The following is a 13063-nucleotide window of genomic DNA, read 5'->3' as shown; positions in this document are numbered from 1 at the left end:
CTCCTTCAAAACCACTAATTGCCTAGAGTCGATTAATGCCCTGGAGAAGCCACGTTCTTGCATCAATTCTTTGACGGCCCGGTAATTGAGGGAGCATGCGAGGTACCAACATATGCTTTGCAGGATCATGTCTTACTGAAAATGCCTTTAGAGGAAATGCCTGCCATGATAGGCTCTTCCACTAATAGCCTCAAGGTAACACATCAAGCTATTTTCGACAGAGCCAAAAACCCTATAATGCCATGATGTTTAGCCCGGTGGGAGACAAAGGCGGGGTTACATCCTCCTCACTGCCGCTATCTTTGAAGCTGTCCTGAATGGGCCAGCCCGGGTTGCTCGTGAGGCTTTCGGTCTCATAGGCACCTATGTCGAACGGACCTTGGCGACTCGTCCCATTGAAGTCGTTGCTCGGAATATGGGCTGCGTCAGCGGCGCCAATCAATGGCGAGCCAGGGGCTGGCCAAAAGTCCCGGTTGTCCGGGTCCACGAATATACTGCTCGCGCCGAAACTATATTGGAGGTTGGAAGAAAATGTGGCTGCGCTGGGTTGATTGGTAATCGAACCTCCGTAAAGCACGTTGTTGGCGACGCTAAGACTGGCCGGAATGTTGCCGCCTCCCCAGCCTCGCAGAGGCATACTTCCCATCACAGTGTTGTTTACGATGGTCACGTTTCGCATAACCGGAACTTGTTCATGGCTCTGGGTTTCAAGGGTACCTATATCGATGTTGTTGCGAACGATGGCATCGGCTATGACAACGATGCCTTGCCCGCAATTCCACACCACATTGCCCTCTATGATGTTTGGGCGATCTATGTTGGCATCCGTAACGCCGTATGCCAAGATGCATGGATAGTTTGCGTCGTGTATGACATTGTCTCGAAGGATGTTGCCCCAGGAGCCGTATTTTATCTCAATACCGTCCCCTTGGCTCCCGCGCGTATCGTGTATCCAGTTTTGTTCAATGATAGAGTTTGAGACCGCGCAGCTGGCGTTGTTGCAGCCAACATACATACCCTCAGCGGTGCCAGAGGTATTGTAGATATGGTTGCGGCGAACAAAGATAGAATCCATCGAGCTGCGGAAGTTGATACCCACGTCGATGTCGTGGATCTCGCTGTCTTCAATAGTGATGTGATGCGGTCCTCCCTTCAGATTAATCCCATCACCGTTACCGGTAATCTCGAGGTGCCGGATAGTCACATAGGTAGCTCCCTCAATGTTGATTGTGTTCTGCGGCGTCGAGCTCGCGGGCCGCGTGATCAAAGGTCGCGCTTCACCGTCAGCGCCTTTGACAATAATCGGCTGCGATTGGGTGCCTTTGGCGCTGATCCGGATACGTGCTCCGGATTCCGAGTACGTGCCTTCGTGCACAATTAGCGTATCGCCTGGACCGAGCGACTCAAATGCTCCCTTAAAACTATTGCCGGGGAAGATTTCCTTCACTTCCGCCCAGCTAGTCGCAGCTATAAATACAACAAGGACCGTAAGGTACCTGATTTTTGGGAAAATGAATCTCATGGTAGGGCGTCAAATATTAGGAATTTTAACCGTCCTTTTTCCTCCGCAGCTAGCGAGTGGACTTGCATCGTTTTCGTAGACATTCGGCCTAGGGTAACATCTCAAGTTAATTTCGACTTAGTTCCGACAGAACCGAAATTTCTCATTTGGCCTTTTACGTACAAACACTGTATTATAAATCATGCAGTTTATTTAGAATTCCTACACCAATAATTTATGATGTTTTTTAACCCAACTTACAAAATTTAGGAAGAACGCTCCTCTTTTGAGTATCATCGGCAATAAATGGGTTTTTCTCAATAGAGCCTTGTCAGGTTAAAAAATAAGATTCCCTGTCCATTTCAAGTGCGGCATGGAAATTTTCTTCTTCCACGGTCCGAGGCCTGTTATCTTGCCCGAGGAGCAAACGCTTAAAAAGATTGCGGACATTGTCTGAACGGAGAGAATTGGCCCCTCTTTTCCTAGCCAAAAACGCGCCCATCGAATAAGTCCAGGCAGGATTTTTTGAGTCCTTTTGGTAATCCCCCCCACTTGCCAAAGCGAAACCCGGCTTCACAAAAAACCACGAGAATCGGGAGGTAAAAGTGCGATGCATTACCGAGGGGCGTTTTCGATGAAAAAAAACCCAACCAAGATTAATCCTCCATATATCCTAAAGCTCTAAGACCAAAATCATAAGTTCCGAATGATCCCCTCTTTTCCCTGCCTTCACAATGGCCCAAATCTTGCTTGACATAAAATCCTATATCCTTTGTCCTGCAAAACAGTAAATCGTCCCCAAAACCTTATAAGTATCCTTTGCCCCGTCGGCAAGGCAAGCATCAGGATTATGACAATGAGGCAAGGGACAAAATGAAGGCGTTCTTCTTTCTAGTACCTTCTGCAGTAGTCTAAAAGGACATCTCAGGAGATTTTTCCAATTAGAAAACCCTATAAAAAAGTTTCTTCCCGTTAATCCTGTAGAGTTTCGAAACCAACAAGAACATTGGTTTTTCTTCTTAGAAGCAGTGTTTCCACAAAACCTTTCCCTTAATTCGACAGAATGACCCCATTTGTCATGTTAAACGGTCGGTCTCTACTGAAAATTCCCACGCAGATTGCGGCGGATTTTTTATCCAGCTAAAGAAATTCTTTATTTCACCGACATCAAAGAAGTTACGGAGAGATGACTTACGACCCCCGAAAGACCTCTATTCAGAGAAAAAACAGAATCTCCCCAAGCCATATGATAATTACCAAAGGGAGGAAAACCATGTGCCAAAAGTGTGAAAAATTTAAAGATTATACAGTTTTTATAATTTTTATCGGTCTATGGTGCAGCCTTTTTTTAACGACCACACAAATAGGCTTAGGGACGGCTTTGGGAGAGACCAGTACGGGTCTCGACTTCCCAGGGAGTGCTGCTGTACCCAACTCAACGACCATGCGCTTCAAGTTTACCAATCCCCAAAATAACGGTCTCCCTATTTACGGGCCCGGAGGGAATGGCCTTACCTACATCTGGCGTGCCTACCCAAGACAACAATCCGGGTACTATACGGCGTTTTTCTGGGGAAACGATGATGGGCGGGGCGATCTCAGCACGTTCTTGTGGACAAGTAATGGGGGAGCCGATTCGTATTATGGGGCTCACCCATACCCCCAAAATCCACCAAACGGCAATACACACAATTGGGAAGTTTCCGTGGAACAGGCTGATTATACAAACGGTGCCGTGGTGTATAACCGCTGGCATACCCAGGCGCTCCGCGTCTGGGCAGATTCGACAGGCAGAAAACACCATGAGTTCTATTGGGACCTCCCGAATACCGACTCCAATCATGTGGTGAATCGTACCTCACCACCCGATTGGGGTAACGTCAATCCTCCTGCTCCAGCGCTTACGTGGGGCGATGCGCCGTGGCAACCTGGCAACGAGGTGTGGAACGGTATCCTGCGTGGCATACAAGTCTACTCTGGTCTCTTGACCACGAGCGAGATGTTGAGCGAAGCCAATGCCCCCCTTTCCACGGCAGCTGGCGCCAACACTATTTGGTATCTCAACATGAACCCGACACCGACGGATATTTCAGATAAGAGCGGGAAGGGCCACCACCCATCATGGGTGGGCAGTATGCGTCCTGCGCTCTATTCTGATACTAGTTCACCCGACACTACCCCTCCGGCTCCACCAACAGGTCTTCAGATTCAATTACAATAAGAATAGGAGAACCTTCTATCATGGGAAAAATAAATGGATCAATGGTTGCTCGTCTGCTTTTTTTTGCGGCTTCTCTTTCTTTTCTTAATGGTGAATCCGTCCACGCTTTGCCGTCTTTTCCTGGAGCAGAAGGCTTTGGCACGCAAACCCCAGGCGGGCGAGGAGGCCCAGTCCTAGTGGTGACCAACCGTAATTCTTCCGGTCCCGGCTCTTTTCGGCAGGCCATGTTGACCACCGGACCGAGAATAATCGTTTTTCGGGTTTCGGGTGTGATTGACTTAGGCGGCCCCATCGAGTTGACAGAGGCCCATAGTAACGTGACGGTCTTGGGACAGAGTAGCCCCGGCGGCATCACTTTCATTAATGGGTCCATTGGAAACTATAAAACCAATGTTCATGACGTAATCATCCGGTTCATTCGTATGCGCGCGCAGGCAGAAGACACCATCGCCTTTAATCCCGTGTACAATCTGGTTATCGATCATTCCGACTTTTCGGGTGCGGCGGACGAAACATTCGACATCGACGCCAGTCACGATTTTACCGTGCAATGGTCGACAATTCTGAACAGCATGAGTGGAGCCAACAGCCAAAATTACGGCGTCCTCATTGCGTACCGGCCAACCAACAACATTACGTTTCACCACAACTTCAGTGCGCACCACTTTAACCGCTGCGGCGCCAATATCCATTGGGCTGGCGGAGGGTCTGTGCCAGCGGGTGGCGCCAATCTCGACATCCGCAACAACATTTTCTACAACTGCGCGTTTCAGCAAATTTATCGTCAGGAGCTTCCCCCTGCCGAAGGGATTAACTGGAACCTGATCGGTAACTACGCCAAGAGCGGGCCCAACACCCCCGCGAACTCCATGATGTTTGGGTTGGATGGAACCATCTACCTGAGCGACAACTTGTACCCGGGTCAGTCCATTATGTCCGTCTACTCAAATCCTACCTATCTCACACAGCCCCATGCCTTTCCTTCAATCACCACGACCTCCGCTCTTCAGGCCTATGACGATGTGTTCACCTGGGTCGGCTCCTGGCCCCGGGACGCCATGACAACCCGCACCATCAATGAGGCCAAGACAGGCACCGGCACCCTTGGCAAATTGAATGACCCGTTGAATACCAACACGGGGCCTGCCCCGCTTCCAGACGCCGACGGGGACGGTATTCCCGATGGATGGGAATCCTCTCACGGACTGAATCCGAGCAACGCCCAAGACTCCCGACAAATTCATTCCAGCGGTTACGCTCATATAGAAGTCTATTTGAACGAAGTGGCTCAGCAAATAACCGGGCAAATACCTCAACCTACAGACACCACTCCCCCAGCCGCACCCAGTGGGCTGGATGTGCGGACTTTTTGATTCCCTTCGCAATCGGCTGATTATTTCGGGCGGAGGCAAAAGTTGCATTATCCAAGTGTTCGTCGAACTAGGCCTTCGCAATGACTGGCGGGAAAAATGTCTAACAGGGAAAGACTATATTTGCGATTTCCACAGCCCCTCGCCACGGGACACGAATGAAAATACCAACCGGTTGCTTCGGCAGTATTTTCGCAAGGGAACGGATTTGGCGAGGTACGCACAAGCGGACATAGACAGGATGGCCTTACGGGTGAATCAGCGTCCCCATAAAACGGGGGCGTTTCAGACACCAGTGGAGACACTACAAATCAATATTGCAATGACGGGTCGAACTCAAGGCCGCTTTTTTTAAGATTTCTTTCTCCATCTTCAGCCGCATATTTTCGACTTTGAGCCGACGAAGTTCTTCCTGTTCGCCTGTCAATCGACCAATGCCTCGAAAGACCTGCCTTCTCCAGCTTAAGCCTCTTTGACCCATCGCCCCTGCAGAGAGGCATGAATACTCAGGCTTCGGACTGCCTCAGCGCAGCTAGAGCCCTGATGGGCGAGGAGACTCACGGCATCCAGTTTGAATTCTTTAGAATATTTCTTTCGTGTGTTCAACATTGATCACCTCCAAGTGGATTATCCCTTAACTAGGTGGTATCAATCTATTAGACCACGTCAAAACTCTTTTCACCTATTTCCACAGGGTGAACGGGGATAGGTACTTTCTATCCACGGTAATAGACAATGATTCCCGTTACAGCATCACCAGGCGATTAACCACAACGCTAGCGCACAGTGACGTCACCGACATGCTCAAGGACGCACTCGATGCTACGGGCCTGGACAAGCCCCCTGTGTACCAGAAACCACAACTGTTATCGGATAACGCCCCCCACTACGCCTCAAGCGTAGCTAAAACATTTGCCACAGAAACAGCAGAACGAACACACAAAAGATTTGCCGAATTATCTGATGACACAAGGCAAAATCAAACGCTTTCACCGGTCAATGAAAAACGTGGTTAAGCACGAGTACTATTACTTTCCGTTGGAACTGGGAAAAGCAATACTGAATGGAGCAATGCACCCATGAGCGCTATCACAAATCACCGAATAACGTCACCGGGGAATGTATACTACTGGTGAAGAAACGATAATCAGGATATGAGTGCCATCATTAAATTTAGGACAATGCCACAAAAAGGGGATAGGATATTCAGGGGAAATTTGTTCCACTGGTGTCAGCAATAAAGAAAAGTTACCCAGGGCATTTTGTATACACAAAAAGTAAACCATGACAAGATACAACAACACAACACGAAACAGGCATTCAAAAGAGTGATTTGATGAGCACTATTGAATCGATAATATTTAAACCTATGGGTTTTATTATAAGGCAGCTTAAATCAAGTAAAGCTTTCATGAACTTTTACGAACGCATGCAGTATGACGAAGCAAACGCTGATATGTTCGCGAATATTCAAGAGCATGATCGCATGTTGTCTGATAGGGTTCGTCTCGAACCCTATCACCAAGCATTAACTAAGTACGTCAAGCAAGATGATGTGGTTATTGACTTGGGTACTGGGACAGGAATTCTCTCTTTTATCGCTGCCAGTAATATTCCGAAGAAGATATATGCTCTCGATCATTCAAGCATTATGGATGTCGCTAAGCTTATTGCACAACACAACAATATCCGAAATATAGAGTTCGTGAACATGAATAGTCGAGATTTTACACTCGATGAGAAAGTCGACGTCATCATTCATGAACAAATAGGCGACTTTCTTTTCGAAGAAAACATGATCAAGAATGTTACAGATTTGCGTGATCGATTCCTAAAACCTGGAGGAAAGATACTTCCAAGCAAATGTGATCTGTACTTCGTACCTGTAATGATCAAAGACGAGTTTCAAACACCTTTCATTTGGGAACAGAGAGATATTTTTGGTGTCGACTTTTCTTGTGTTAAAGAAAAATGCCGCAATATGGTGCGAGATAGTTACTACTACCGCGGTATAAATCATTATCAGATCGAGAAATTGCTGAGTGAAGGTGGTAGCGGGTTCACATGTGATCTGGAGAAAATTGAGCCAAATGAAGTACCTAAAAGAATCAGACTTCGTCATACTATCAACATAGATGGTCGATTAGATGGATATGCTGTTTATTTCACTGTTAATTTTGACGATGATATATCCTTTTCGACGCACCCTCTGGGCTTAAATACGAGTTGGGCGGGGCGATTACTCAGAGTAGAATCAAGAAATTTGCAAAAAGGCCAGTCTATCGAGTTCGATATGAACATTGAAGACATAAGTGATCCGAACTCCTGGCGCTGGTCGATTAACTAGCGAGGCGTGGAATAACCAACTGTCTTGATTGATGCCACTCGAAGGACAATTCCTTCTGGTTCAATCTCTGAAGAAACTATCTCCCTTGCTCATAGTATAATCTAAGTAAACGACGGCCTTCACAACACACATAGTGTGTCAACATTTCAATTCGGCAAAGTGCCAGCTCGGTCTTTTTTCTGAAAAATATTTTGCAATAAACCTGCGAGGTCTTTTATCAAGTCATGTCGAGAGCTTACCAAGCGGCGTAGATTGTAATGTTGCACCCTCCATTTATCCCACATACCCAGGGGCGAAGAGTGGACAGCCTTAACAATTGCGATATTCTTTTTCCAAGTCGGCATTGTAAACTTCGACCGGCTATTGCCTGTCCAAAAAAGTTGCTGTTTACTTTCATCCCCTCGTTCAGAACTGCTTGCCTCAAAATGCATTCGTCGGTAAAACAGCTGCTCTGGAATCTCAATAAATTTGCCATAGAGTGTCAGTTCTGCCATGAAATTTGTATCTGCAGCAGGGTAACTGCCGTTTCCCATTAGCGAGGTGTGTGCGACGGCCGATGTGCGCATGAGCCCGTATATGACATTCGTTTGACCGACCGCCTCAAAAAACCTCGAGAGCCTCTCAAAGGCCGTTGACTGTTGCAGGTTGAGATTGTCATCATAATCATTAGAATAGTTACCATCTTGATCGATCAGACATGTTTTTCCGTAGCAGAGAACTGCATCTGGATTATCTTCTAATACAGCAACACATTTCTCATGCAACTCAGGTGCACATAGATCATCTGCATTGAACCATCGAAAATATTTGCTTCGAGCTAGCCGGAAAAGTCGGTTGTAATTGTTGCTAGCACCCATATTTTCCTGATTGCGTAAGTACGTAATGCGTTTGTCTTCCAAGGTAAAGTCGCGGCAGATTTCCTCGGTCCTATCCGTAGAAGCGTTATCCGAGATAATTAAGACGAAATCCTCGAAAGTTTGCCCTAGTATCGACCGAATCGCTTCTTCAATGTAGCGTTCGCCATTATAGACTGGCATGCCCACCGTTATTACTGGTTCAGAAATCGTCATAAGGAAATCTTAATGCATCACTTCGATTTGGTGTTTCTGAATGAAGATAGGACCGAATTCAAGCTGTAGCTGCCTCGCAAATGCCCATTGATCAAGTTTCTATACAGTCAATTAGGAGCATACCGAATTTATGGACCGAGCTTCGCCAAGCTCCGGTCAGAATGACAGCAGCAGGTTTTGCGGTCTCGTGCGATCATGCCGCCAAGTCTTACTTCTTCCTCGATTTGGCTCCTAAAGCGGACCTTTACTTGCCCGTCCTCATCCCAAGCGAAATCGAGAATTCTCAAATCCTTCCGACCCTCAATGGCCTCGTCAGGATTTATCTGTTTAGCCTAGGAAACCGATTGGGCTAAACCCATGTTTCCAAACTAGCCACCCATGGGAGTCAACGATTAGTTGTAATCTTGGTTCTGACCGCTAGCCATTATAATATGGGCACTGTTCAGGCCGTTAACGAAATGTGAGATCAGGAGACAGAAACTAGCATATGACAAAGGTCAAGAGTTCCAAACCGCCTGAAGTAGCGACAACCAAAACCAGAGCTCAAAAAACTTTTACTTCTGGTATCGGAACCACAAACTGCGCTCCCCACTTTCGTGTGTAAGCCAATTGCTCACTGATCTCATCTTTCAGATTCCAGGGCAGGATCAAAATGTAGTCGGGCCGCGTGTGATCGATGTGCTCTGGTGTATGAATCGGTATCCTCACACCCGGCATGTAACGACCATGTTTGTATGGATTACGATCGACCAGATAATCGATCATGTCGGTCCGCACGCCGCAGTAATTCAAGAGCGTCGACGCTTTGCCCGGGGCGCCGTAACCAACAACCGTTTTGCCCTGCCGTTTTGCCTCCACCAAAAAATGCAACAGTTTTCGCTTGGTCTCCGCTACCCTATCGGAAAATCCTGCGTAGAATACCAGATCGTTGATTCCGGCCTCTAACTCCGCCTCCATCGTCCGGCGATAGGCTTCGGTCACTGCCCGCGCTTCATTATCGATATGTCGCCCATAGATTCTCAGCGATCCGCCATGTGTCGGCAAGGTTTCTACATCAAACAGTATGATGCCGTGTGCCGCGAAGACCTGCTCCACAGAATACAGCGAGTAGTAGCAGTAATGCTCTTGATAAATCGTGTCGAACTGGTTCTCTGCCATCTGTCGTATCAGATGCGGAAACTCTACGGTCAACACCCCATCATCGGCTAGCAAGATCTTCATGCCCGCGACAAAATCATTTAGATCTGGCACATGCGCCAACACGTTGTTGGCGATCAATAGACTGGCCCGCCGCCCTTGACCTCTCAGCTCTTGGGCGGTTTCGACACCGAAAAACTTCACTAGACAATTCACGCCCAACTTGGTCGCCTCGGCAGCACAATTGGCGGCCGGCTCGATCCCCAGGTTTGGAATTCCCCGGGCCACAAAATTTTTCAGCAAATAGCCATCGTTAGAAGCCAACTCCACCACCAGACTCGAGCCGTCCAGATTCAACCGTTTAGTAATCATCTCTACATACCGCGCCGCGTGCTCAAGCCACGATGTTGAAAACGAAGAAAAGTAGCCATAGTCGCCCCCGAATATGTCTTCGCCATGCACGTATTCTTCAACCTGTACTAGAAAACACTTTTCGCACACAAACGCGTGTAGCGGATAAAAAGTCTCAGGTTTGTGAAGATCTTGCTCGGAGAGCCAGTTCTCGCAGAGCGGAGACAGACCCAAATCGACAAGTGTATAGCGCAGCGCGTGGCCGCAGAAGATGCAGTCCCCCTTAGCCTTTCCAATTTTGGGCAGCCGTCCCGAGGCCGGCACTCCAGAGTTCTCTATGCAAGATGTTGTTAATTCAGCCATGGATAGATTCCTTACTTAAATTCCTTAGATAAAAGCTTTTTTTGTTGTTGATTTTTTTGCAGGCAACCATTGCCCCTGGCAAACCGGGATAATCTCGTGGTTCGCGTCAGACTTGAGACTTGTCGCATGGGAGGATCAATTTGCAGGCTACCAGTTTCTCAGCCGCCTCGCGCATCTCAGCCAGCGGGAGACCGCTTCGTTGGGCAATATCAAGCAACGAATGGTTTTGATCGGAAAAACTCAATATCCATTGCGCCGCCTCCTGCATTATCGCTCTTTTGGGATTGTCGCTACCGTACGTGTCGTACAAACCGGCCGAGCCCAATCGCGGCTCACACCAAGGGTGTCTGTTTTGATAAACGATGTTCGCGTCTAAAGCCGCGAAAATCTCCATGCAACAATCAAGCGAGTTGGCCAGGTATTCTGGCCGAACAAGCTCTAGATTGTCACTCGAGCTGTGATATTCGGCGAATTCCCCCTCGGGTGTTCGCGTCAACCGACCGACTGGTAGATTGTAACCGGGCGAACAATATTGTCGCTCATCGAAGCCAGTCGGTGAAAAATCGCGAATCTGGTACGGAGCACATCGGTCGCGTAACACCAGTTCGACCGCCTGATCGATAGCGGCCTTGCCCTGCCGGCTCCGCTTATACGTCATTGGGCCCGCATCGCCCAGACAGGCAAGCACCAACCCATGGTGGATGTTCGGGATTGTCTCCCGATTCATCGCTAGCCAAGTGATCGGACCGATCGTCCCTGGCAGAAATAGGAATCGATATGACAGCCGCTGCGGAGCCTGTTGCAGCTGGGCCGCCAAAAATGCCGCCACTACGATGCCCGACAGATTGTCGTTGGCCAGCGATGGATGGCAGGTGTGCGTCGAGACAAGCACCTGCTCGTCTATTTCGCCCGGAAGAAACAGTTCGCCATAAGTAAGCGACCCGGGCCGCAGATCAGCGTCGATACACACCTCATACTCGGCGTCCGGACCTGCCTGACGGAATTGATCAAGTTGAGAGTCGCTCAAGCAAAATCCCCAGCCTTCTTGAAAATACTTCGTGCGGTATGGAATCCAGTCGGGGTGCTCCGGCAGCGAGTGTAAATAAGGTTGCAGGTTAGCGAAAGTCATCGTTTCTCGAATTCCCTGACTGTATGCCACCACGTGCAAATTACTAAGTTGATAATCGACCAAACGTTTGCCTTGTGCGTTACTAATCCAGGCGTCTCGAATTGTCCACTCGTTAGGCACAGTCCACCCGAAAACGGGAGTTCCCGAATCGACTTCATGTACTTCCACCGGCACAATGCTCTGTAACAGCTGGAGTGACTGCCGCACACCAGTCCCTGTTTGGCTACGATGCAGTGGATACAACTCGCGCATCAGCGCGTGCATCTGCTCACCGCGTCCGCCCTCGAGAAGTTTGTCTGACGGTCGGGGGTTCATCGTTGGAATGCCATTTCAGATTTGTAAAGAGAGACTTCGGTCAGGTGAGCCGCAAGATTGGCCAATAACACACACAAAGGCATTTTATCTAAAATGGCACTAAAGCAATTGTCCACCAAGGCCTCCGATCCACATTTCCGCTAAAGTGATATAAGCAAGGCAACCATTTGCTGGTGCCACAGGGGAATCATGTTGGTTTTACTCTCCATCGCATGGTGTCATCTAACTGACCAGTCTCAAGTAGATGTTTGAGCTGAGAAATCCTTTTGTATTTGGGGCCTTCATAATCGTCAGCATTGAGGCCTATATTCCGAAAAGACTGATAGATATGTTCCGCACCGCTTCGTGCATTCCATTGCAACGGATGATCCGGGAATGTAATGTTATACTTTGAAAAATCTACACGATAATTCCGCTTGTCACCTCCAGCATCCGCCGCAAACCCTAATTGACATTCAGGAATCGTATTTAGCACTATTTCTGCGAGCTGCTTAATTTGATAGTTTTCCGCATTTAAGCCGACATTAAAAGCCTCGTTATGAATTAACTCGCGCGGTGCCGATAAGGCAGCCAGAACTGCACGCGAGATATCTTCGATGTGCACAATAGGGCGCCAGGGAGTTCCATCGCTTTTGAGATGTACTTTACCTGTGGTATACGCCCAGGCCAAAAGATTATTTAGTACGACATCAAAGCGGATTCGTGGTGAAACTCCATAAGCCGTCCCATTACGCATGAACGTCGGACTGAAATCGGAATCCGCGAGTTGCTTGACATCCTGTTCGACTCGGACTTTTGAGATTGCATAGGGCGTTACTGGATTAAATTCTGCAGATTCGTTAAGAATTTTATCTCCCGCAGCTCCGTAGCTACTGCAAGAAGAAGCGAAAACATATCGGGAAATACCGACCTCTTTAGCCATCTCAGCCAGACGAACACTCGCGAGGTGGTTTATGTCGTAAGTCATTTGAGGATCGATATCGCCAAGCAAGTCATTGGATAATGCCGCGAGATGAACAACGGCGTCCAGATCTTGAAGGTCTTCCTTCTCGACATCACGTATGTCTTTGATAATCTCTGGAACGGGGGCTGGATCACTACCGTACGTGCTGTTTCGATAGAGATCACTATCGAGGCCAACCACCTCATGCCCAGCAGACCTTAACATCGGCACCATCACCGTCCCGATAAATCCTTTATGGCCAGTGACCATTACTCTCATGCTTGTTCCTCCTGATAGAGCATTGCCTACTACGCTG

General features: G+C 48.2%; 8 protein-coding genes and 1 pseudogene. 3 read left to right on the top strand and 6 right to left on the bottom strand.

Annotated features, from left to right (window positions below):
* Positions 1–232: 232 nt before the first annotated feature.
* Positions 233–1447 carry a right-handed parallel beta-helix repeat-containing protein gene (locus tag LX98_RS04765; RefSeq protein ID WP_496427801.1) on the bottom strand — a complete coding sequence of 405 codons (1215 nt, stop codon included), beginning with the start codon at positions 1445–1447 and terminating at the stop codon, positions 233–235.
* Positions 1448–2774: 1327 nt separating this feature from the next.
* Between LX98_RS04765 and LX98_RS04760 the strand changes: the two genes are divergently transcribed.
* Positions 2775–3722, top strand: a complete 948-nt coding sequence (locus LX98_RS04760) for a hypothetical protein (protein WP_496427800.1) — start codon at positions 2775–2777, stop codon at positions 3720–3722.
* Between the two features lie 20 nt (positions 3723–3742).
* Entirely contained in the window at positions 3743–5095 is a 1353-nt protein-coding gene (locus tag LX98_RS04755; protein ID WP_496427799.1) for a hypothetical protein, read from the top strand.
* Between the two features lie 343 nt (positions 5096–5438).
* On the opposite strand, the pseudogene LX98_RS04750 reads toward LX98_RS04755, so the two are convergent.
* A pseudogene (locus LX98_RS04750) lies at positions 5439–5698 on the bottom strand (transposase); the annotation flags it as partial.
* 730 nt (positions 5699–6428) lie between these two features.
* On the opposite strand from LX98_RS04750, the gene LX98_RS04745 reads away from it, so the two are divergent.
* Entirely contained in the window at positions 6429–7439 is a 1011-nt protein-coding gene (locus LX98_RS04745) for a methyltransferase domain-containing protein (protein WP_496427798.1), read from the top strand.
* A gap of 146 nt (positions 7440–7585) precedes the next feature.
* Here the strand turns inward: LX98_RS04745 and LX98_RS04740 are convergent, their stop codons facing one another.
* From LX98_RS04740 to LX98_RS04725, 4 genes are all read right to left on the bottom strand, one after another.
* Positions 7586–8509 carry a glycosyltransferase gene (locus LX98_RS04740; protein ID WP_496427797.1) on the bottom strand — a complete coding sequence of 308 codons (924 nt, stop codon included), beginning with the start codon at positions 8507–8509 and terminating at the stop codon, positions 7586–7588.
* A 543-nt stretch (positions 8510–9052) separates the two neighbouring features.
* The gene (locus tag LX98_RS04735) at positions 9053–10360 is read right to left on the bottom strand and encodes a methyltransferase domain-containing protein (RefSeq protein WP_496427796.1); all 1308 of its coding nucleotides are present in this window, start codon (positions 10358–10360) and stop codon (positions 9053–9055) included.
* Between the two features lie 106 nt (positions 10361–10466).
* Positions 10467–11804, bottom strand: a complete 1338-nt coding sequence (locus LX98_RS04730; protein ID WP_496427795.1) for a DUF4910 domain-containing protein — start codon at positions 11802–11804, stop codon at positions 10467–10469.
* Positions 11805–11991: 187 nt separating this feature from the next.
* A complete protein-coding gene (locus LX98_RS04725; protein WP_496427794.1) occupies positions 11992–13026 on the bottom strand; it encodes an NAD-dependent epimerase/dehydratase family protein in 1035 nt (344 codons plus the stop codon).
* Positions 13027–13063 lie beyond the last annotated feature (37 nt).

Source organism: Nitrospira marina (assembly GCF_059568365.1).
Note: the sequence above shows the minus strand (reverse complement) of the source record. Positions and strands in the feature narration are given on the sequence as shown.

What these genes read in the sequence shown, in the direction of transcription:
- LX98_RS04725 (WP_496427794.1), bottom strand. Translation starts at nt 13,026, where the DNA reads ATGAGAGTAATGGTCACTGGCCATAAAGGATTTATCGGGACGGTGATG.
- LX98_RS04760 (WP_496427800.1), top strand. Translation starts at nt 2,775, where the DNA reads ATGTGCCAAAAGTGTGAAAAATTTAAAGATTATACAGTTTTTATAATT.
- LX98_RS04755 (WP_496427799.1), top strand. Translation starts at nt 3,743, where the DNA reads ATGGGAAAAATAAATGGATCAATGGTTGCTCGTCTGCTTTTTTTTGCG.
- LX98_RS04735 (WP_496427796.1), bottom strand. Translation starts at nt 10,360, where the DNA reads ATGGCTGAATTAACAACATCTTGCATAGAGAACTCTGGAGTGCCGGCC.
- LX98_RS04745 (WP_496427798.1), top strand. Translation starts at nt 6,429, where the DNA reads ATGAGCACTATTGAATCGATAATATTTAAACCTATGGGTTTTATTATA.
- LX98_RS04740 (WP_496427797.1), bottom strand. Translation starts at nt 8,509, where the DNA reads ATGACGATTTCTGAACCAGTAATAACGGTGGGCATGCCAGTCTATAAT.
- LX98_RS04730 (WP_496427795.1), bottom strand. Translation starts at nt 11,804, where the DNA reads ATGAACCCCCGACCGTCAGACAAACTTCTCGAGGGCGGACGCGGTGAG.